At 61.9% G+C, this 20368-nt stretch carries 17 protein-coding genes and 1 tRNA gene; 8 read left to right on the top strand and 10 right to left on the bottom strand.

Annotated elements, in window-relative coordinates:
- Positions 1-223: 223 nt before the first annotated feature.
- The 5 genes from HMPREF2537_RS00070 to purD all read right to left on the bottom strand — a co-directional run bounded on the left by HMPREF2537_RS00070 (position 224) and on the right by purD (position 7113).
- Positions 224-907 (bottom strand): DUF2334 domain-containing protein, encoded by a 684-nt coding sequence (locus HMPREF2537_RS00070; protein WP_070524526.1) that lies wholly within the window; start codon positions 905-907, stop codon positions 224-226.
- 108 nt (positions 908-1015) lie between these two features.
- Positions 1016-3124 carry a S9 family peptidase gene (locus HMPREF2537_RS00075; protein ID WP_070524528.1) on the bottom strand — a complete coding sequence of 703 codons (2109 nt, stop codon included), beginning with the start codon at positions 3122-3124 and terminating at the stop codon, positions 1016-1018.
- A 9-nt stretch (positions 3125-3133) separates the two neighbouring features.
- Complete coding sequence (locus HMPREF2537_RS12590; RefSeq protein WP_070524530.1) at positions 3134-3991, bottom strand: phosphoribosylaminoimidazolesuccinocarboxamide synthase; 858 nt, start codon at positions 3989-3991, stop codon at positions 3134-3136.
- A gap of 368 nt (positions 3992-4359) precedes the next feature.
- The gene (gene purB / locus HMPREF2537_RS00085; protein WP_070524535.1) at positions 4360-5799 is read right to left on the bottom strand and encodes an adenylosuccinate lyase; all 1440 of its coding nucleotides are present in this window, start codon (positions 5797-5799) and stop codon (positions 4360-4362) included.
- A gap of 39 nt (positions 5800-5838) precedes the next feature.
- Positions 5839-7113 carry a phosphoribosylamine--glycine ligase gene (gene purD, locus HMPREF2537_RS00090; protein ID WP_070524537.1) on the bottom strand — a complete coding sequence of 425 codons (1275 nt, stop codon included), beginning with the start codon at positions 7111-7113 and terminating at the stop codon, positions 5839-5841.
- 34 nt (positions 7114-7147) lie between these two features.
- Between purD and HMPREF2537_RS00095 the strand changes: the two genes are divergently transcribed.
- Entirely contained in the window at positions 7148-7576 is a 429-nt protein-coding gene (locus tag HMPREF2537_RS00095) for an HIT family protein (protein ID WP_070524539.1), read from the top strand.
- A 23-nt stretch (positions 7577-7599) separates the two neighbouring features.
- On the opposite strand, the gene HMPREF2537_RS00100 is transcribed toward HMPREF2537_RS00095, so the two are convergent.
- The 3 genes from HMPREF2537_RS00100 to HMPREF2537_RS00110 form a co-directional block, all read right to left on the bottom strand.
- Complete coding sequence (locus tag HMPREF2537_RS00100; RefSeq protein WP_070524541.1) at positions 7600-9051, bottom strand: sensor histidine kinase; 1452 nt, start codon at positions 9049-9051, stop codon at positions 7600-7602.
- A gap of 11 nt (positions 9052-9062) precedes the next feature.
- Entirely contained in the window at positions 9063-9767 is a 705-nt protein-coding gene (locus HMPREF2537_RS00105; RefSeq protein WP_070446030.1) for a response regulator transcription factor, read from the bottom strand.
- 133 nt (positions 9768-9900) lie between these two features.
- A complete protein-coding gene (locus tag HMPREF2537_RS00110; protein ID WP_070524543.1) occupies positions 9901-10674 on the bottom strand; it encodes a MerR family transcriptional regulator in 774 nt (257 codons plus the stop codon).
- An 80-nt stretch (positions 10675-10754) separates the two neighbouring features.
- Here HMPREF2537_RS00110 and HMPREF2537_RS00115 point away from each other — a divergent pair, with 80 nt between their 5' ends.
- Positions 10755-12044 (top strand): MFS transporter, encoded by a 1290-nt coding sequence (locus HMPREF2537_RS00115; protein WP_070524544.1) that lies wholly within the window; start codon positions 10755-10757, stop codon positions 12042-12044.
- 50 nt (positions 12045-12094) lie between these two features.
- On the opposite strand, the gene HMPREF2537_RS00120 is transcribed toward HMPREF2537_RS00115, so the two are convergent.
- Entirely contained in the window at positions 12095-13840 is a 1746-nt protein-coding gene (locus tag HMPREF2537_RS00120; RefSeq protein ID WP_070524547.1) for a pyruvate dehydrogenase, read from the bottom strand.
- Between the two features lie 169 nt (positions 13841-14009).
- Between HMPREF2537_RS00120 and HMPREF2537_RS00125 the strand changes: the two genes are divergently transcribed.
- Complete coding sequence (locus tag HMPREF2537_RS00125) at positions 14010-15512, top strand: MFS transporter (protein ID WP_070524549.1); 1503 nt, start codon at positions 14010-14012, stop codon at positions 15510-15512.
- Entirely contained in the window at positions 15496-16023 is a 528-nt protein-coding gene (locus HMPREF2537_RS00130; protein ID WP_070524551.1) for a TetR/AcrR family transcriptional regulator, read from the top strand. Before HMPREF2537_RS00125 ends, HMPREF2537_RS00130 begins: the two co-directional genes overlap by 17 nt.
- A gap of 42 nt (positions 16024-16065) precedes the next feature.
- On the opposite strand, the gene HMPREF2537_RS00135 is transcribed toward HMPREF2537_RS00130, so the two are convergent.
- Positions 16066-16138: transfer RNA gene (locus HMPREF2537_RS00135), tRNA-Thr, on the bottom strand.
- Between the two features lie 185 nt (positions 16139-16323).
- Here HMPREF2537_RS00135 and HMPREF2537_RS00140 point away from each other — a divergent pair.
- The 4 genes from HMPREF2537_RS00140 to HMPREF2537_RS00155 are packed head-to-tail and all read left to right on the top strand — an operon-like array spanning position 16324 to position 20355.
- Positions 16324-18000: a threonine/serine exporter ThrE gene (locus HMPREF2537_RS00140; RefSeq protein WP_070524553.1), complete on the top strand. Its 1677-nt coding sequence runs from the start codon at positions 16324-16326 to the stop codon at positions 17998-18000.
- 50 nt (positions 18001-18050) lie between these two features.
- Positions 18051-18410 carry a hypothetical protein gene (locus HMPREF2537_RS00145; protein ID WP_070524555.1) on the top strand — a complete coding sequence of 120 codons (360 nt, stop codon included), beginning with the start codon at positions 18051-18053 and terminating at the stop codon, positions 18408-18410.
- Positions 18411-18412: 2 nt separating this feature from the next.
- Complete coding sequence (locus HMPREF2537_RS00150) at positions 18413-19834, top strand: alpha,alpha-trehalose-phosphate synthase (UDP-forming) (protein ID WP_070524556.1); 1422 nt, start codon at positions 18413-18415, stop codon at positions 19832-19834.
- Positions 19831-20355 carry a hypothetical protein gene (locus tag HMPREF2537_RS00155; RefSeq protein WP_070524558.1) on the top strand — a complete coding sequence of 175 codons (525 nt, stop codon included), beginning with the start codon at positions 19831-19833 and terminating at the stop codon, positions 20353-20355. The genes HMPREF2537_RS00150 and HMPREF2537_RS00155 overlap by 4 nt, the downstream gene beginning before the upstream one ends.
- The last annotated feature ends 13 nt before the right edge of the window (positions 20356-20368 follow it).

Here is a 20368-nt window from a genome sequence, read left to right on the forward strand (position 1 = left end):
CCGCCAACCACAACCAGGTTGACGGGGATACCGGCGATCCCTAGCCACGATTCACGCGCTTCCCACTGGGGGTTAAGCCCTTAAAGGGCGAAACCCGCCAACCGGATGAAGGTTGACGGGTACTCCGGCGATCCTGGAGGGCGCGTCTCCCTATCCATACAGGCCAGCGGACACCGGGATATGCGGATGGTTTAACGTGACGTGAGGATTCGGGTGGGCACGGCTAGCGCGGCGCAAAGGCCCTGTAGTCAGCGGGGCTGGCGCCTGCTTCGATGGCGCGCTCGGCGGCCTTGAGGAAATCGGACACTACCTTGCGGTCATCGAGGTTGCGGCCAGAGATTGATAGACGGACAGTGTTACCGCGCTGCGCGGAGCGCTCCGCGGCGCGAATAATATTGCGGCGCCACCACTTGGCCGAACCGAAGCCCTCGCCAAAAGACAGGTTGCGGGCTTGGTGGAGCTCGCCGGTGCGCAGGTCATGGATGCCACGGGTGGAGGCAGCAAAGTCGAAATCAAACTCGGGAAGGACTTCTAGTGTTCCCTCCGACATGCGCCAGCGCGGTGGTGCAAAAATAGTCGGCTCAAAGCCGATTCTGGCCATCTGCCGCGTCGCGCCCTTGAGGCGCAGACGCGCCTCGTGCGCATCCAGGTTTGCGAATTCCGCACGACGACCCTGCACGGCTTGATCAAAGCCGTTGAGGATGAGCACTCGGCCTGACTCTGCCTGCTCACGCAACCACGAGCGCGTCGACTCATCCTTAGCTAGGTGCCAATTGCCATCGATGTGGGGTGCCACCAGCAAGGAAACAGGAACGTTTGCTTTGTCGAACTGCATGAGCAGATCTGAGGCTTGGCTTCGGGTGTCGTCGAAGATACTGGAAATCGAAACCAGAAGGTGGCCATGCATAAGAAGAATTATCGCACAGCCACCGCCCCGGCGCGCGCTGAAGGAGATTCGGCGCTCCCCCACATGGGCAGCGTGTAGCTGATTAGCCACACAGCGCACGCGGCAAGCCTAAGACTCAGCACCCGTGGCCTGGTTAATCAGCCACGCATACTCGAATGCCGCCTGCCGCCACTTGGCGTAGCGTCCGGACACACCACCATGACCGGCGGCCATCTCAGTCTTGAGGAGGAATTCGCCGCCGGTGGCGACGTCGCGAAGCTTGGCTACCCACTTCGCCGGCTCCACATAGAGCACGCGGGTGTCATTGAGCGAGGTCAGTGCCAGAATATTCGGGTACTTCTGCGGCGCAATGTTCTCGTACGGCGAATAGGAAGCCATGTAGTCGTAGACCTCCGGGTCGTGGTACGGGTCGCCCCATTCTTCCCACTCCACCACCGTCAGCGGCAGCTCCGGCATGAGAATGGAGGTCAGCGGGTCCACGAAGGGCACGTTGGCTTCGATGGCCTTGAACCTATCCGGCGCCATGTTTGCCACCGCTCCCATAAGCAGGCCACCGGCCGAGCCGCCCTCCGCCACCAGCTGCGAAGGCGTGGTCACGTTGCGCGCGATGAGGTCATCAGCCACCGCGATGAAGTCCGTAAACGTGTTCTTCTTGGCCAGCATCTTGCCATCGTCGTACCAGTTGCGGCCCATCTCACCACCGCCGCGAACGTGTGCCATGGCAAAAATCATGCCGCGATCCATGAGCGACAAACGGAAAACCGAGAAATACGGGTCCATATTCGCCTCATAGGAGCCATAACCATAAAGCAGCGCCGGGTTCGGCTGCGTGCGGTCCAAGTCCGCGCGGTGCACGATGGACACCGGCACCTCCGTCCCGTCCGGAGCCTTAGACCATACGCGGTAGGCCACGTACTCATCCTTGTCATAGCCGCCCGGGACTTCCTGCTCCTTGAGAAGCGTGTACTCGCCAGTGGCCACGCGGTAGTCAAAGAGCTGTGCCGGCTGGATGAAGGAGGTATAGCTCACGCGCAGCACCGGTGCATCCCACTCCGGGTTGCCGGCCACGCCAACGGTGTAGAGCTCCTCGTTGAAGTTGAGCTCGCTAAGAGAGGCCCAGCCTTCACGCACGTCCATCACCGCGGCACGGCCAATGCCGCCGCGGCGATAGCCCACGACGATTTGGTCGCGGTAGCAATCCACGCCCTCAATGCGCACTGTGTCATCATGCGGCATGAGGAGGGTGAGTTCATCTAGGGCAGGCAGATCCTCAGTAACCGGACAGTAGCCCAACGCAAAGTTGGGGCCGGTGGCATTGTGCGTGACCACCCAATAATCGGTACCTGCCACCACTGCGTGGTCGACGTCGTAGTCCACGCCGGCCTCGCGCTCCCAGAGGCAGCGGAACTCCCCTTCGGGATTATCCTGCTCGAGCACCCACGCCTCATTCGTCGTCTTCGAGCCGGAGACAATCATGATGTACTTCTCGCTGCGGGTCGTGCCCACGCCAATGCCGAAACGCGAATCCTCCTCGCGCATGACCACGACGTCCTCCGACTGCGGGGTGCCCACGCGGTGGCGCCACACGGTGTCCGGCCGCCATGCGTCATCCACGGTGGTGTAGAAGATGAACTCCTCCCCCACCCACGTCGCGCCGTAGAAGATGCCTTCCAAGCGGTCCTCCAACAGCTCACCAGTGCGCAGATCCTTGATAAACAGCTCAAAGCGCTCGTCCCCAGCCACGTCGACCGAATAGGCCAACAAATCACCGGAATCGCTCACCGTGGACGCACCCAAGGCGAAGAACTCGTGGCCTTCGGCGAGCGCGTTGACGTCGAGAAGCACCTGCTCCCCGTCGGGAGCGCCTTCCTCCGGAATGGTCGGCGGCGTCCACGGATCAGAGCCTTCCGACACCGGGATGCGGCAGCTGTAGCCGTACTCCTTGCCCTCCTCAGTGCGGCCGTAGTACCAGTACTTGCCGCGGCGCTGGGGCACGGACATGTCCGTCTGCTTGATGCGGGACTTGACCTCGGAGAAGATGTTCTCCGTCAGGGTCTCCAGGTGCGCGGTGCGCTCCTTGGTGTAGGCGTTTTCCGCCTCAAGGTACTCGCGGGTCTCCGGGGCGTCTTTCTCACGCAGCCACTCGTAGTCATCGACGAAGCTGCGGCCGTGGAACTCTCGCGTGATGGGCCGCTTGGCAGCAATCGGGGCGTTCATTCAGCCTCCTTAAAAAGTGGTTCCGGACAGGCGTTCAAAGGCCTCAACATAACGCGCGCGGGTGGCCTGGACAACGTCGTCTGGCAGGCGCGGCGGCGTGGACTCCTTGTCCCACCCGGAGTTGGTGAGCCAATCGCGCACGTACTGCTTATCAAAGGAAGGCTGGACCTTGCCTTCCTCATAGGTATCGGCCGGCCAGTAGCGCGAGGAGTCCGGGGTGAGGACTTCATCGGCCAAGACCAAGGTGCCGTGCTTGTCGACGCCAAACTCGAACTTCGTATCCGCCAAAATAATGCCCTTCTCCTCCGCCAGTGCGGCGGCCGTGGCGTAGATGCGCAGGGTGGCATCGCGCAGCTCCTCGGCGCGTTCGCGGCCGAGCTTCTCCACGACGACATCGAAGGAAACATTCTCATCGTGGTCGCCCTGCTCCGCCTTAGTGGCTGGGGTAAAGATGGGCTCGGGCAGGCGGGAAGCTTCGGTCAGCCCCTCGGGCAGCTCGACGCCGCACACGCTGCCGGATGCCTTGTATTCCTTCAGCCCGGAACCGGTGAGGTAGCCGCGGGCGACGCACTCGAAGGGCAGCATGTCGAGCTTCTGCACGACCATGGCGCGTCCGAGGACTTCTTCGGGAATGCGCTCATCATCGAGCGGGCCGGCGAGGTGGTTCGGGAAGTCAATGGCATCGAAGAAGAACTTCGAGGTCGCCGTGAGCACGCGGCCCTTGTCCGGAATGGCGGGCTCAAGGGCGTGGTCATAGGCGGAAATGCGGTCGGAGACCACCATGAGCAGGGTATTGCCGTCGATTTCGTAGATATCGCGCACCTTGCCGGAGGCGATGTGGGCATAGGAAGAAAGTTCTGGACGCATGACATACATCCTAGACCCGTCTAGGCTGCTTCAAGATACATCCCAAACTTGGGGAGTAAGGCCTGCGCAGCATCGGTGTACAAGAAGGAATCCCGCCGGCACCGGCGCTACCGGTTCAATGCATCCCCAGAATGGTCTAAAAGCTAGTGTTGGGTAGCCCGGGGATGTTGATAGAAGGTCGTTTCGATCAAATAAGGACGAGAAAACTCAATCTGGGCAACCTTATTTGATCGAAACGTACATGGACCGGGCCAGCGCGGTACGTTTTCGTAAATAGAGCGCCGAAAACTCGCGTTTGAGAGGGCTTGTCTGCGAAAACGTACCGCGCCGGGTCGCCCCAGCTCACCGGATACCCCCAGGCGCGTGAGCTAGAGGATTTCGCCCGGGGTGTAGGCCGCGGCCTTCGGGTGCTGGTCAACAATCGCCTTGATGCGGCCCAGAATCTGGCTCACCTGCGACTCGGCAGCACCGAGGAAGGCGTGCTTGTCCGACAGCGCGGCCTCGAGGGCGGTGGCATCGAGCGGCAGGCGCTCGTCGGCAGCTAGGCGCTCGATAAGGTCCTGCTCCCCGCCATTCTCACGCATGTTGAGCGCCACGGCGACGGCATTTTCCTTAATAACCTCGTGCGCGGTCTCACGGCCCACGCCCGCGCGCACCGCCGCCATGAGGATGCGGGTGGTGGCGAGGAAGGGCAGGTAGCGCTCTAGCTCACGGTCGATCATCGCCGGGAAGGCACCGAATTCTGCCAGCACGGTGAGGAAGGTTTCAAACATGCCGTCAATGGCAAAGAAAGCATCCGGCAGTGCCACGCGGCGCACCACCGAGCAGAACACGTCGCCCTCGTTCCACTGCTGGCCGGACAGGTCCGCCACCATCGTCAGGTAGCCGCGCAGGATGACCTGGAAGCCACCGACGCGCTCGCAGGAGCGGGCATTCATCTTGTGCGGCATCGCGGAGGAACCAACCTGGCCCTCCTTGAAGCCTTCAGTCACGGTTTCGTTGCCAGCCATGAGGCGAATGGTCGTGGCCAGCGAGGACGGCGCAGCACCGAGCTCCACCAGCGCGGACACAGCATCAAAGTCGAGGGAGCGCGGGTAGACCTGCCCCACCGAGTTGAAGACGCGGGAGAAGCCTAGGTGATCCGCAATGCGGGTCTCCAGCGCCGCGAGCTTGTCTTCGGAGCCGCCCATCAGGTCGAGCATGTCCTGCGAGGTGCCCATCGGGCCCTTGATGCCGCGCAGCGGGTAGCGGCTCAGCAGGGATTCCACGCGCTCGATGCCCAGCAGCAGCTCGTCGGCAGCGGACGCGAAACGCTTACCCAGGGTCGTGGCCTGAGCGGCGACGTTGTGGGAACGGCCGGCCATCACCAGCGTCTGGTACTGCGCGGCACGCTCACCGATGCGTGAGACCACCGCGATGGCTTTATCACGGGTCAGCTCCAAAGAACGCAGAATCTGCAGCTGCTCCACGTTCTCCGTCAGGTCACGCGATGTCATCCCCTTGTGGATGTGCTCGCAGCCGGCCAGGGCGTTGAACTCCTCGATGCGCGCCTTGACGTCGTGGCGCGTCACGCGCTCACGCTCCGCGATGGAGGCGAGATCTACGTTCTCAACCTGCGCCTCGTAGGCGGCGATAGCCGAGGCAGGGATGTCGACGCCAAGATCCTTCTGCGCCTTCATCACCGCGATCCACAGCTGGCGCTCCAGGATGATCTTGTGTTCTGGGGACCAGATTTCAGCCATCTCTGGGGAAGCGTATCGAGCGGACAGGACGTTGGAAATGTTCTTCTTTTCAGCCACGTCGCTCATTATTCCACGCCTCGCCCCAAAGGAGGCATTATCAGCAGATTAGATGCTGATCTGGCCCTTCTCCGCTGGCAGCGCGATGTCTGTGCGGAAGAAGCTGCCCTCCAGCTCGATACCGCCGAGAACCTCGTAGGCGGCGGCGCGGGCATCGGCGAGGGTGGCACCACGGCCGAGAACGTTGAGGACGCGCCCACCGTTGGAGACGTAGCCGCCCTCCCCCGTGGTGGTGCCGGCATGGAGGATCCGGGTGGGATCATCAAGATCCGAGGAGGTAATCGGATCGCCCTTGCGCGGCGAAGCCGGGTAGCCCTCGGCGGCCAGCACCACGGTGACGGCATAGCCGTCTTCCCACTCCAGCGGCGCCAGCTCCGCTAGCTGTCCGGTCGCGGTGGCATTCAAAACCTCACCCAGCGGAGACTTCAGCAAGGCGAGCACCGCCTGCGTTTCCGGGTCACCGAAGCGGGCATTGAATTCCACCACGGCTGGGCCTTCCTTGCCCCATGCCAGGCCGGCGTACAGCAAGCCAGAGTAGGGAGTGCCACGCTTGACCATTTCCTTGGCTACGGGCACGCAGACTTCGTCGACGATGCGCTGGACGCCGTCGGCAGGCAGCCACGGCAGCGGGGTGTAGGCGCCCATGCCGCCGGTGTTGGGGCCTTCATCGTTGTCATAGGCGCGCTTGTGGTCCTGTGCTGGGAGCAGCGGGACGACGGTCTCACCGTCCACCAAGCAGAACAGGGAGACTTCGGGGCCGTCGAGGAAGGACTCGAGCAGCACCGGGTTGCCGGCGGCGTGGACGGCGTCGACGTGTGCGCGGGCGTCCTCGCGGGATTCGGTCACCACCACGCCCTTGCCGCCGGCCAGGCCATCATCCTTGACCACGAAGTGCGGGCCAAAGCGGTCCAGCGCGGCCTCAATGTCCGCATCGCTGGTACCGGGGGCGAGCTGCTCCGAACGGGCGGTGCGCACACCGGCGGCCGCCATGACATCCTTGGCAAAGGCCTTGGATCCCTCGATCTGTGCCGCGCTTGCCGACGGCCCGAAGACCGCAATGCCGCGCTCACGCAGAGCATCCGCCACGCCCTTCACCAGCGGCACCTCCGGCCCGATGACGACCAGATCCGCATCAATATCAACCGCCAGCTCCGTCATACGCGCGGGATCGTCCACCTGGGAATACTCCGGGTGAATAGTGGCTTGCTTGGCATGTGCCGGAGAACCCGGCGCGATGTGCAAATCGGTAACAGAGGGGTCAGATTTAAGGCCAGTGAGCAGGGCGTGTTCGCGGCCGCCCGAGCCAATAACGAGAATGCGCATGCCGTCTATCTTAACTGGCGGTAGCCTAGGGGCCATGTCTTCCGTATTTACAAAGATCATCGAGGGCGAGCTGCCTGCTCGCTTTGTCTACCGCGACGAGAAATGCGTGGCATTTTTGTCCATCGAGCCGCTGCGTTACGGCCACACCTTGGTGGTGCCGATCGAGGAGGTCGACAAGTGGACTGACCTCGATTCTCAGACTTGGGCACACCTCAATGAGATCGCCCTAGAGATCGGCGGCGCCATTAAGACGGCCTTTGATACCCCGCGCACCGGCTACATCATTGCTGGCTTCGACGTGCCGCACACTCACATCCACCTCTTCCCCACCGAGAAGATGGAAGACTACGACTTCGCCAAGGCCTTCGCTGCCGACGCCACCGACCCCGCCGCCATGGACGAGGCCGCCGCGCGCATCCGCCAGCACCTCGGCACGGATGAGGACGGCCGCCGCGACAGCTAAGAGCTGACTGCTACCTTTGGCAGCTAGGCACTAGCTGCCGCCTTGGGGAGGCGGACGGTAAAGACCGATCCGCTGCCCAGCTCGGAGTCCACGGAGATCGAACCGCCGTGTTGCTCCACGAGTGATTTCACGATGGCCAAGCCCAAGCCCGAGCCACCCGTATCGCGGGTTCGTGAAGTATCCGCACGGTAGAAGCGCTCAAAGATATGGGCCGCATCTTCGGGGGAGATGCCCTTGCCGTCATCGGCGACGTCGATAAGCACGTGCTCCTCATCATCCCGCAGGGTCAGCGTCACCGATGCCTCCTCACCACCGTGGCGGATACCGTTGGACACCAAGTTAAGTAGCACCTGGTGCAGGCGGTCCGCGTCACCGTTGACCATCGGAATCCCGGAGGCCTCATTCTTGACGTTGATCGTGCGGCCAGCAAAGGCCGCGCGTGCCGAAGAACCCACGGAAAGCACGAGCTCCAACATGTCTACCTCGCGCATATCCAAGCGCGATCCCTCCGCACGCGTCAGGGCGAGCAAGTCCTCCACCAGCAACGACATACGCTGCGATTCGGCGTCGATCTTGCTGAAGACAAATTCCGGATCCTTAGTCGCCCCCGAACGGTATAGCTCCGTGTAGCCGCGCAGACTGGTCAGCGGGGTGCGCAATTCATGGGAAGCATCGCCGACAAAGCGGCGCATCTGCTGCTCTTTTTCCTGTGCATGGACGACGGAGTTCTGCAACCGCCCCAGCATGACGTTAAGCGCCGCGGCCAGCTGGCCTACCTCGGTGTGTGGCGGCCACTCCGGCACACGTTTATCCAGGTTGCCGGCCGCGATTTGGGAGGCCGTTTTTTCCACCACGCGCAGCGGACGCAGCGCCCGGTGAATAAGCCACATGCCTACGAGCGCGATGATGAGCATGACCAGCGCCGCGATAATGACCTGGACCATCGCCAGGCCTTTAAGGATGGAGTTTTCCGTCGTCATGTCTTTAGCGACAACCACCACGGAGCCATCCGTTTTGAGCTTCGCCACGGCGCGCCATTCGGTTTCGCCCTGAATTGAGCGAACGGTGCTAGGTTCACCGCCAACGACTACCGAACGAGCATCCGGCAACGCCGCCGTCGGCCGCGTAGTCACCACGGAGCCATCGGGATAATACGCCAGTGCTACATAGTCCGTCGGGGGGCGGCGGCTCCCGTCCTGCGGCGTGTAGAAAGCCGCGTCGAGGTTGCTGGCCCAAGAACTCAGGGCATCATTCAGCTCGGTGTCCACACGGGTGTAGAGCACGTTGCGCATGATCGACGAGACCGCCAGGGAGGACATAGCCAGGCCCAGGCCCGAAACCAGCACCATCAGGACGAGCAGCCACGTGCGCAGGGGCAGCGCTTTAGGGCGCTGCATGCGCCGGCGCAGGGCGCTATTCCGCACCGGCGTGGATCCAGCATCCGGCCCCTGAGGGTTCGCGGTGGATTCGCTCATAGTGAAAAAGCCTACGAGCGCGGTGTGCGCAGCACATAACCGACACCGCGGACGGTGTGGATGAGCGGTGTATCGCCGGTATCAATCTTGCGGCGCAGGTAAGAAATGTAGGACTCAACCACGTTGCCATCGCCGCCGAAGTCGTAGTGCCAAACGTTATCCAGGATCTTGGACTTGGACAGCACCACCTCGCGGTTCTGCATGAGGTAGCGCAGTAGGTTGAACTCGGTGGGCGAAAGCTCCACGATCTCCCCTGCCTTGGTGACCTCGTGGGTGTCATCATTGAGGGTGAGGTCGGCGTAGGTCATGGTGGCGTCGCCGTTCTGGTCATCCACCGTGCTGCCGCGGCGCAGGATCACGCGCAGGCGGGTGATGACCTCTTCGAGGCTGAAGGGCTTGGTGACGTAGTCATCCGCACCAATGGTCAACCCATGGATGCGCTGATCCACGCTGTCTTTGGCGGTGAGGTAGAGGACGGGGCCGTCGAGCCCCTCCGCGCGCAGCTTGCCCAGCAACTCAAAACCATCCATGCCTGGCATCATGACGTCCATGATGTAGGCATCAGGGTTGATCTCACGCGCGATGCGCAGGGCTTCGTTGCCAGAGTTGGCGCTGTGCACGTCGAAACCTTGAAATTTCAGGGAGACGGTGAGCAACTCAACAATATTTGGCTCGTCATCGACGACAAGTACCTTGACGTCCTTTGAATCATCCATGGTCCCGCTTTGGTCCTTTCTCCGCTTCTCTTAACGCCAGGTGGCGCCAGGGATATCTCATTCAGAATGAGAAGTATTGCACTACGCCTTCCCAGCGTACTGAGCGGAGTCTGTACGTGCGCTGTGAACCAAACTAGTCCCACGCGATGTTGTCCAAATCCAAACCTTCCGCCCGGGCTTGCGCTTCAATCAGTTGGCGCAAGTAGCCGGCATTACCGCGGTAGGTCTCATCGAAGCGCGGATCCTCGCAGTACATGCGCGCCAGGATCACTTGCTTGGACCTCGACACCGGGTACCACTGGGCAATGAGGGCGCGGTGCTTGTCGACGATCTCCTTCGCCTCCTCGCTGCCTGCCTTTAGTCCCGCCTTCGCGGCCTCCTCTAGCTCGGCCGCAAAGTGTTCATGCTCCACGGAGAATTCCTCCCAGTCCTTCTTTCCCATCGATTCCGCGACGGCCGCACTGGCCGCCCACTCTGTGCTGTCTCCCCACTTCTCGTGGGCTTCTTCCTGCAATTGGGGCCATGCGTCACCCAGGTTGCGCATTTTTTGGCTGGGGCTTAGGTTCTTATCCATTTCAGTCTCCTCAATTAGTCTTTCCACTGCGTACAACATGGCATCGACGTCGGCTCGCCGCTTCTGCAAAGCCTCGTGTTGGGCACGGAGGCGGGCCAGGGTGGCGGAGGAAGGGGCATCGAGAAGCACTGCGATGTCCTTCAGTTCAATTCCCACGCTGCGATAAATCAGGATGTCCATCCCGCGTTGCACGTCATCTTCGGTGTACAGGCGGTGATCACCCCCAGTGCGCCACTGTGGGCTGAGCAGCCCAATGTCATCCCAGTGCCGCAACGTGCGGGTGGTGACTTTGAGGATTTCGGCAACGTCGCCGATGCTGTAGTCGTTACGCATGCCGTTGAGCCTAAAAGTTGACGTCGCGTTAAGTGCAACTCCTGCCACTCAGCACATGTTTTTGCCTACGATAATGAAGCATGACTCACGCCTCGACACGCACTGACCGCCTCACCGTGGCTGCTTGGGCCCTGTGGGACTGGGGTTCGGCAGCTTTCAACGCGGTTCTCGTGACGTTTATTTTCTCGGTCTACCTCACCGACTCGGTGGGCCAGCAGATTGATTCGCAGTTCACACCGGCACAATGGTTGTCGTGGTCCATGACGGTGGCGGGGCTGGTGATTTTTGCGGTCACCCCCGTGATGGGCCAGCGCTCTGACCGGCTGGGCACGCGGCGGCGCGCGCTGGGTTTCTGGTCCCTGCTGACGTTCTTGGTCATGGCTAGCTTATTCTTCATCCGCAATGATGCGCCCGCGTATTTCTGGCTCGGGCTTATCGGCCTGGCGGTAGGTTCGATGACCATCCAATTCGCCGAAGTCAATTACTTTGCCCAGCTCAATCAAGTGGCCTCCGAGGACAAGGTGGGCCGGGTATCCGGCTTGGGATGGTCGGCGGGCTATTTCGGCGGCATCGCGCTGCTGCTCATCTGCTATTTCGGATTCGTCTCCGGCGAGGGCGGCGCACTAGGGCTAAACACGGAGGGCGGCTGGAATATCCGGCTCGTAGCGTTGCTTTCAGCAGCGTGGTTTGGGTTGTCTGCCATTCCTGTGTTGCTGCGTGTGCCGGAGATTGCGCCGTCGGGTGAATCGACGGGTGGTGTGGCGGCGTCTTACCGCGAGCTGTGGCGCACGGTGGTGACGCTGTGGCGGGAGGACCGCAATGCCTTTGCTTTCCTCTTCGCTTCGGCCATTTTCCGCGATGGGCTCTCGGCCGTGTTCAGCTTCGGGGCGGTGCTGGGGGTGTCCGTCTATGGATTGTCTCCCGGTGACGTGCTCATCTTCGGCGTTGCCGCCAACGTTGCGGCCGCGCTCGGCGCGGTGGCGGGCGGGCTGATCGACGACCACGTGGGCCCCAAAGCCATCATCCTCACCTGCCTGGCTATCTTGACGCTCATGGCCGGCATCATGTTCGTGGCGCAGGGGCCGACGGCCTTCTGGATCTGCGGACTCATCTTGTGCCTATGTGTGGGACCAGCCCAGGCTTCCGCCCGCGGTTTCTTGGCGCGCGTTGCCCCGCCAGGGCGCGAAGGCGAGATGTTCGGCCTCTACGCCACGACCGGGCGGGCCGTGGCGTGGTTGACGCCTTTCCTGTTCGGTGTCTTCGTCTCACTGTTGGGCCAAGGCGACCGGGGAGGCGTGCTCGCCATTGGGCTGGTCCTGCTCGTAGGAGCCCTCGTGCTCATCCCGGTCAAAGACCCCGCCAAGGTGTGAGCTCCTTCGACGTAGCCCCCTTTTAATGTGTGGCGCTTAACGCCGGCACATTAAAAGTCCTGCGGGCGCGGGATGTTGCGCAGGTTGGACTTCGCCATGGTGAGCATCTGACCCACGCCGCCGCCGAAGACGGTGCGGGTTGCCGCCTTGGAGAAGCCGAGCAGCTGCTCAAAGGTCAGTGTGGGTGGCAGGGAGAGGGCGTTGGGGTCGGTGACGACGTCGATAAGCGCAGGCCCGTCGTAGGCCAAAGCCTCCTTGATGAGGCGCGGCGCTTCCTTCGGGTCCTCGATGCGGAAGTGCTTGATGCCCGCGCCCTCCGCAATCTTGGCGTAGTTCACGTGCTCGTGGTCGGTCTCATGCTCCGGCAGGCCCTGGACCAGCATCTCCAGCTTGACCATGCCGAGGGAAGAGTTGTTGAACACGAACATCTTCACCGGCAGGTTGTGCAGCTTCACCGTGAGCAGCTCTCCCATGAGCATGGACAGCCCACCGTCGCCGGAGAAAGTGATGACTTGGCGGTCCGGGTGTGCCGCCTGCGCGCCGATGGCCATCGGCAGGGCGTTGGCCATGGTGCCGTGGCGGAAGGAACCAATCTGTTCGCGCTTGCCGTTCGCAGTGATGTAGCGCGCGCCCCAGACATTGCACATGCCGGTATCGACGGTGAAGATGGCGTCGTCATCGGCCTGCTGGTCGATGAGGTCGGCGATGTACTCCGGGTGGATCGGCGTGTGCTTTTCGACGCCTGAGGTGTAGGCCTCAACGACGTGATGCAGCTTGTCGTAGTGCTTCTTGAGCATCTTGTCGAGGAAGGAGCGATCCTTCTTCTCCTCCACGTGCGGCAGGATGTTCTCAATGGTGGCGGCGACATCACCCGTCACCGGATACTTAATGCGGGTGCGGCGGCCAATGTGGGAGCCATCGATGTCGACCTGGGCCACGTTGGCATCCGGCAGGAAGTCGTTGTAGGGGAAGTCCGTGCCCAGCAGGATGAGCAGGTCTGCCTCGTGGGTGGCCTCGTGTGCCGCACCGTAGCCGAGCAGGCCGGACATACCGACGTCGAAGGGGTTGTCGTACTGGATGTACATCTTGCCGCCCAGGGCGTGGCCGATGGGAGCCTTGATCTTCTCGGCCAGCGCAAGGACCTGCTCACGGGCATTCTTGACGCCGGCGCCAACGAAGAGGGCGACAGTCTTGGCCTCATTAATGGCCTGGGTCAGCGCAGCGGCCTCTGCCGGGTCCGGGTAGACAACCGGGCGGCCGGAGGAAATAACGGAGGAGGTGAAGGTGTCCTCTTCCGCCTCTTGAGTGGAGACATCGCCCGGGATGACGAGGACGGACACGCCCTTGCCAGCCATGGTGCTCTGAATGGCGTGGTGCAGGACCACACCTCCCTGCTCCGCAGAGTTGACCATCTCGCAGTAGCCGGAGCATTCCTGGAAGATGGCCTCCGGGTGAGTTTCCTGGAAGAATTTCGAGCCGATCTGGCGGGAAGGAATGTGGCTGGCCAGGGCAAGGACCTTGGCGCCGTTGCGGTGGGCGTCGTAAAGCCCCTGAATAAGGTGCGTATTTCCCGGACCGCAGGAGGCGGCGCACACGGCGAGGTTGCCGGTGGTGAGGGAATCGGCCTCAGCGGCGAAAGCTGCGGCCTCTTCGTTGCGGACGTGGACCCACTCGATGGAGGATTGCCGCACCGCATCCACGATGGGGTTGAGGGAATCACCAACGAGGCCATAGATGCGCTTGACCCCCTGGGCTTCCAAGGTTTCTACGAGTTGCGTGGCGTAATTGCGTGCCATGTTTTACCTCTCTAACTTTTGTCGCTAACGGCACCCAGTGTTCTCCTACCCGATGATGTTTCGCCACCATAAAGCTGCTTTCTCACGTCACGCAGACTTTGTGACTTTAACAACAAGCCAACATTCAAGGCTTTGAAACTGTAACGACCGTTCGCTATAGTTTCGCAGCATGACAGACGTTCACACGAAAGCCTCCGCAGAGGCCTTAAGCACCTCAGCAACCCGCCGGTGGACCTTCTTTGGCGTAGTCTCCCTAGGCCTTCTCATGATCGGCCTGGACAACTCAATCCTCTACACCGCACTGCCAGAGCTCTCCGAGCAACTCCATGCGAACTCTCTGCAGCAGTTGTGGATCATCAACGCTTACGCGCTCATGCTCGCCGGACTCCTGCTGGGAACCGGCACGTTAGGTGACAAGATCGGCCACCGCCGCATGTTCGTTATCGGCCTCTGGGTCTTCGGCATCGCGTCGCTGGCCGCGGCACTTGCGCCCGGCGCGTGGGAGCTTGTCGCCGCCCGTGCTTTCTTGGGACTCGGCGCCTCCATCATGATGCCCGCTACCCTGGCGCTGATTCGCTTGACCTTTGAAGATGAGATTGAGCGCAACACCGCCATCGGCATTTGGGGTTCCATCGCCGTCGTCGGCGCGGCCGCAGGCCCCACGGTAGGTGGCTTCTTGCTTGAGCACTTCTGGTGGGGATCGGTCTTTTTGGTCAACGTGCCCATCGTCATCATCGCGCTCACCCTCACTGCGTTCCTCGCCCCGCCTAACGTGGCGAACCCGGCGAAGCATTGGGATTTCTTATCTTCCCTTTATGCGCTGATCACGCTGGCCTCGCTGGTGCTTCTCATCAAGTCTGTAGCCAGCCCCCACCTCAACGCCATGCTTATTGGGGGCGCGCTGGCTGCCTGCCTCATTGGTGCTGTCTTCTTCACTCGCCGCCAGCACAAACTGGAAGAGCCGCTTCTCACCTTCGATATCTTCCGCTCCCCCATCTTCAGTGGTGGCGTGTTGGCCGCAGCCGGCGCCATGTTTGGCATGGCCGGGCTGGAAATGACCACCACGCAGAAGCTGCAGTTGGTGGACCTCTACTCTCCACTGCATGCTGGGCTCATCATTTCCCTCATCGCGATTGCAGCGCTGCCCATGTCTGCGCTGGGTGGGGCTAACCTGCACCGCTGGGGTTTCTTGCCCATCATTGCCGGCGGCTTCCTCGCCATGGCAGCAGGCATTGGCTGCGTGGTGTGGGGCGGCACGCACGAGGTCTTCCCCGCATACCTGGCTGGTCTGTTCATCACCGGTCTCGGCGCGGGTTTCGTGATGTCGGTGTCCTCCACCGCCATCATCGGCGCCGCGCCTGCCTCACGTTCCGGAATGGCCGCGGGCGTGGAGGAAGTTTCCTATGAATTCGGCACGCTGCTGTCCATTGCGGTCACCGGTTCAGTGTTGCCTATGCTCTATAAGGGCGGGCTGCCCGAGGACATTCAAAGCTTGGGTATGGATGCACTCCACGACCCCGCGCTCGCAGAGGCTGCCGGCCCCGCGTACACCGACGCATATCTGGCCACCGCCGCTGGACTCGGCGTAGTCATGCTCATCTTCGCCGCGGTCACGGGCTGGTGCTTCCGCACCAACCCCACTTCGGGAGGTGCCGATGCCACGCGTAAGTAAGAAGGTTGAGGCGCTCGAAAAGGCACTCGCCATCATCGAGAAGGATGGCGTCCACGCACTAACCTACGATTCCCTGGCCACCGCCACAGGCATGAGTAAGTCGGGGCTCATCTCCCACTTCCCTACCCGCCACGAGCTGCTCATCGACTGCCACAAGCTCTGCGCGGAGCGCTGGGAGGAAGAGCTCATCGGGCTCTCCGGTGGCAAGACGGCGGAGCAGTTGAGTCCTCGCCAGCGCTACCGCGCCACATTGGAGTCGATGGGCAAGAATGACCCGCTCATTGAATTGCTCATGTCCATCCACTCGCAGTCCCATCCGGACTTCCAGGAGGTGTGGAAGGACGTCGATAGGCGCTGGATCCCCGACCCTACCGACGAGGATGAATCCGTCGTGCTGGCCTCGATCATCGCCGACGGCCTGTGGGTCCACGATCACCTCACCGACCGCCCCCTGCCGCCACAGCGACGCCGCGCGCTTATCGACGTTGCCTTAGGCCACCTCGCCGAATAAACCCCAACTATGAAAAAGGGGCCTTGAAAAAGGCCCCTTTTGAGCTGGAGACGAGACTTGAACTCGCAACCTACGCATTACAAGTGCGTTGCGCTACCAATTGCGCCACTCCAGCACCGCGGCTAATCCGCTATGGGAATCGTACCTGAGCCCACCCCCTAGAATGAAAGCCAGGGTGCCTGCGCTGCGGAAAAGTGGGCGTGATTGCCGCGAAAAGCACTGGCAGGTGCATAAATCGACGGTAGTTACTAAAGTGCTGACTTACCGAACCCAGAAGTGTTGTTGAGGTCTATCTTTTCCGTGTCTGTTCTTTCTTCCTTGCGCCAGCGCCTGCTGTACCGGTCGGCTCCGGTCGCCACCATTGACGCCGCTAAAGCCGCACCACCGCCCTCCCCTCTCGCCCCTGTCGATCTCACCGATCCGGCCCAGGTCACCGGCGTCATGGAGATCGCTGCACGCGTTGGTGAAATCCTCATTGCGGCGGGCTCAGCCAATACCGACGTGCAGGCGCAGATTCACCTCGTCGCATCCTCCTATGGCCTTCACTACTGCCACGTGTCGATTCTGATGAACACCATCACTATCCACACCTCCATCGGCACCGGGCCGGATAGGCACAACCTCCACGTCTTCCGTGTAGCGCCGAGCATCGCCGTGGACTTCACCAAACTCTCCGCCGTCGACCGGCTCATCCGCTCCATCCACTCCGGTGCGACCCCGCCGGCGATGGCGGAAAAAATCCTGGATGACATCGACGCGATGAAGAACCCCTATTCCAAAACCACCATCGTCAGCGCATGGGGTGCCATGGGTGGATTCATCGCCGTGATGCTGGGCGGCGACCTTCTCGTCGGTGTTGTCACCTTCCTCATTTCAGCACTCATTATGGGCACGAACATGTTCCTGGCGGACTATCGCTTGCCGCCCTTTTATCAAAACCTCGTCGGCGGCCTGCTCGCCGTTGTCCCTGCCGCCATCCTCTACAACGTCTTCGCGGGATTTGGCATCCAGATGCTGCCCTCCCAAATCATCGGTTCCGGCATCATCGTGCTGGTGGCGGGCCTGACCTTGGTGCAGTGTCTGGTGGACGGCATCACGCGCGCGCCCGTGACTTCATCCGCCAAGTTCTTTGAGGCTTTGATGTCCACCGGCGCTATCATCGCCGGCGTTGGCCTAGGTATCCAGGTGGCGGCGTGGTTGGGCTTCAGCCTGCCGCCGCTGGCGACACTCGCCCCGCCCGTCTATCACCAAATCCCCCTTCTGGTGCTGTGCGGTGGAATCGGTTCTGCCGCCTTCGCACTAGCGCTGGGAGCCTCGTGGTCCGAGGTCACCATATCTGGGCTCACCGCTGCCGCCGGTATGGTTTTCTACTATTTCCTCGTCGTCTTATTGGGCGTCGGAGCTGTCGTCGCCTCCGGTATTTCGGCCGTGGCGGTCGGCCTCGCCGGTGGTCTCCTCTCCCGCCGCTACATGATGCCGCCGCTCATCACCATGATCGTGGGCTATACCCCCATGCTGCCGGGCCTGACTTTGTACCGCGGCATGTACGCCATGCTCAACGAACAGCTCATTACCGGTCTGACCAACCTGGCCAGCGCCCTCGCCATTGCCGGTGCACTAGCCGCCGGCGTGGTCTTCGGTGAGCGTGTCGCCCGCCGCCTGCGCCGCCCGCAGTACTTCCGTCCCTACACCGCGTTCAAGCGCTTGGGCACGTTCTCCTTCTCCCGTGCCACCCGCTTGGCGCAGCGAGCACGCATCCCCCGCGTACCCCTATCGCCCTTCGCTCCGCGCCACAACCTGCCGGCCCCACCTCCGCAGTACGGCCCCAAACCGCCCACGCCTGCACAGCAGGCGCGCTTCCAGCAGGGCGATGCCGTCACGGACATGTGGCCCGTCACCACGCAATTCCCAGCGCAGCGCCCCACCTACACAGTTCCCGGCAAAGATGACCCGGGCGCCCCTTCGGGGCAGCAATAGCGTAGAATAGCCGGTCTGAAAGCTTTCACACTTCATTCCAGGAGGACTCCGTGCCACCAAAGGTCACAGATACTCAGCCCGCCGCTGATCAGACTCATGCAGTAGAGGAAGAGACCGCCCGCGCCGCGCGCCGCGTCGTCGCCACCTATGCGGAGGATTTCCTCGACGGCGTGACCCTCATGTCGATGCTGGGCGTCGAACCAGAAGGCTTGGTCCACCGCAAGGTTTTGGCCGAGCAGGCCGATGCTGCTCCGAAGAAGAGCAGCAAGAAGGCCACGAAGAAGGCCTCCAAGAAGTCCACAAAGAAGACAACCAAGAAGGCTACGAAGAAAGCCACCAAGAAGGCCACGAAGAAGTCGACCAAAAAGGCTACAAAGAAGGCAACTAAAAAGGCCGCGAAGAAGGCCTAGTTATGTCCGGGCGCAGCAATAGCTTCGTAGTCGTGGCCAACCGCCTACCGGTGGACCTCGAGACCGCCGCCGATGGCACCCGCGAGTGGAAGGCCTCCCCTGGGGGCCTCGTCACCGCGCTCTCCCCTGTCCTAGAAGAACACCAGGGCTGCTGGGTGGGCTGGCCCGGCGTGGCCGACGAGGCTCCCGAGCCTTTCACCACCGACAACGGTGTCCTGCTTCACCCGGTGCGCCTGACGCAGGAGGATTTTGAGGCCTTCTACGAGGGCTTTTCCAATGCCACCCTGTGGCCGCTCTACCACGACCTCATCGTCACCCCCATCTATAACCGCGACTGGTGGGACACCTACCGCGAGGTCAACCTGCGTTTTGCCAACGAGGTGGCGGCCGTCGCTGCGGAGAATGCCACGGTGTGGGTGCAGGACTATCAGCTGCAGCTCGTGCCTGGCATCCTGCGCCAGCTGCGCCCCGATCTCACTATCGGTTTCTTCCTCCACATCCCCTTCCCCTCCCCGGATCTCTTCCGCCAGTTGCCGTGGCGTGAGGAGCTGGTGCGGGGGCTTCTCGACGCCAACTTGATCGGCTTCCACCTCGAGTCCAACGCCCGCAATTTCTTGGAGCTGGCCCGCGCTCAGGGCCTCACAGTAGAAGGCGAGGTCAGTACCCGCGAGGTGACCGCCCACATCGTGACGAATAGCGGTCATTCCGTCGGGGTCGGGGCCTTTCCCATCTCCATTGCGGCGAGTGAGTTCGCTGAGGGTGGCGATGCAGAGGACGTCGCCCAGCTCCGCGCTGAGTTGGGCAACCCCGCACACGTCATTTTGGGGGTCGACCGCTTGGATTACACGAAGGGAATCCTGCAGCGCCTCACTGCCTTCGAGGAACTCCTCGAGACCGGGGCACTGAATCCGGAAGAAGTAACCTTCGTCCAACTGGCTACTCCCTCGCGCGAGCGCATCGATCATTACCGCGCCACGCGCTCGAAGGTGGAGGAAGCTGTGGGCCGCATCAATGGACGCTTTGGGCGCCTCGGCGCGCCGGTGGTGCATTACCAGCACAGTTCCGTGCCGAAGGACGTCCTGCGGCGCTACTACCGGCTCGCGGACATCATGCTGGTCACGCCGTTCAAGGACGGCATGAATCTGGTGGCCAAGGAATACGTGGCTTCCCACAGCGATGGCTCCGGCGCACTCGTGCTCTCCGAATTCGCAGGCGCTGCAGCAGAGCTCACCCAAGCCAACTTGTGCAATCCCTTCGACATCGAGTCCATCAAGCGCGCGCTACTCTCCGCGGTCAAGGCGCTGGAGGAATCCCCCGAGACCATGCGCGAGCACATGATTGCTATGAACGAGCAAGTCCGTCAGCACGATATCGCGCTGTGGTCGCAGTCCTTCCTCGGCGCGTTAAACCAGGAGCAAGCATGACGCAGCACCGAACAGCTGCAGCGCTCACCTCTGTGCTCAGCACTGCGCTGCTCGCGCTTGGGGTAGCCGGGTGCGCTTCCACGGAGGAGGAACCTACCCCACGCGGCGACGACCGCATTGTGGGGAAGGATTGGCAGGTTATCAACCTCTATACCTCCCCTGATGCTCCTTCCACCATTCCGGACGACACCGCGCAGGTGCCGCACATGAGTTTCGGCGAGCACACCGCCGTGGGCTCAACTGGCTGTGTCTCCTTCACTGCTGAGGTTTCGTTCCACAAGGATGACAAGGCCTCCACCATCTGGGAGGGCGATGTGATGCGGGTGGAGAAAGCCATCTACGAGAGCCCGCCGCGCAGTGTTGATTGTGAGGGCTCGGTGCAGTGGGCCGATTCGCTCATGCGCAACCTCATCGCCGAAGGCCATGAATTTGACTTTTCCCTTAACCCCAACAATCAACTGGTCTTGACGCTGCGCACCGACAAGGTGGATTCCCCCATCATCCGCATGGCCTCACTGTAGCCCTGAAGATTTC

The organism is Corynebacterium sp. HMSC074E01 (genome assembly GCF_001808885.1).
Lineage (GTDB): Bacteria > Actinomycetota > Actinomycetes > Mycobacteriales > Mycobacteriaceae > Corynebacterium.

Coding starts and splice junctions, on each gene's coding strand:
- HMPREF2537_RS00070 (WP_070524526.1), bottom strand. CDS start 907: ATGCATGGCCACCTTCTGGTTTCGATTTCCAGTATCTTCGACGACACC.
- HMPREF2537_RS00075 (WP_070524528.1), bottom strand. CDS start 3,124: ATGAACGCCCCGATTGCTGCCAAGCGGCCCATCACGCGAGAGTTCCAC.
- HMPREF2537_RS12590 (WP_070524530.1), bottom strand. CDS start 3,991: ATGCGTCCAGAACTTTCTTCCTATGCCCACATCGCCTCCGGCAAGGTG.
- purB (WP_070524535.1), bottom strand. CDS start 5,799: ATGAGCGACGTGGCTGAAAAGAAGAACATTTCCAACGTCCTGTCCGCT.
- purD (WP_070524537.1), bottom strand. CDS start 7,113: ATGCGCATTCTCGTTATTGGCTCGGGCGGCCGCGAACACGCCCTGCTC.
- HMPREF2537_RS00095 (WP_070524539.1), top strand. CDS start 7,148: ATGTCTTCCGTATTTACAAAGATCATCGAGGGCGAGCTGCCTGCTCGC.
- HMPREF2537_RS00100 (WP_070524541.1), bottom strand. CDS start 9,051: ATGAGCGAATCCACCGCGAACCCTCAGGGGCCGGATGCTGGATCCACG.
- HMPREF2537_RS00105 (WP_070446030.1), bottom strand. CDS start 9,767: ATGGATGATTCAAAGGACGTCAAGGTACTTGTCGTCGATGACGAGCCA.
- HMPREF2537_RS00110 (WP_070524543.1), bottom strand. CDS start 10,674: ATGCGTAACGACTACAGCATCGGCGACGTTGCCGAAATCCTCAAAGTC.
- HMPREF2537_RS00115 (WP_070524544.1), top strand. CDS start 10,755: ATGACTCACGCCTCGACACGCACTGACCGCCTCACCGTGGCTGCTTGG.
- HMPREF2537_RS00120 (WP_070524547.1), bottom strand. CDS start 13,840: ATGGCACGCAATTACGCCACGCAACTCGTAGAAACCTTGGAAGCCCAG.
- HMPREF2537_RS00125 (WP_070524549.1), top strand. CDS start 14,010: ATGACAGACGTTCACACGAAAGCCTCCGCAGAGGCCTTAAGCACCTCA.
- HMPREF2537_RS00130 (WP_070524551.1), top strand. CDS start 15,496: ATGCCACGCGTAAGTAAGAAGGTTGAGGCGCTCGAAAAGGCACTCGCC.
- HMPREF2537_RS00150 (WP_070524556.1), top strand. CDS start 18,413: ATGTCCGGGCGCAGCAATAGCTTCGTAGTCGTGGCCAACCGCCTACCG.
- HMPREF2537_RS00155 (WP_070524558.1), top strand. CDS start 19,831: ATGACGCAGCACCGAACAGCTGCAGCGCTCACCTCTGTGCTCAGCACT.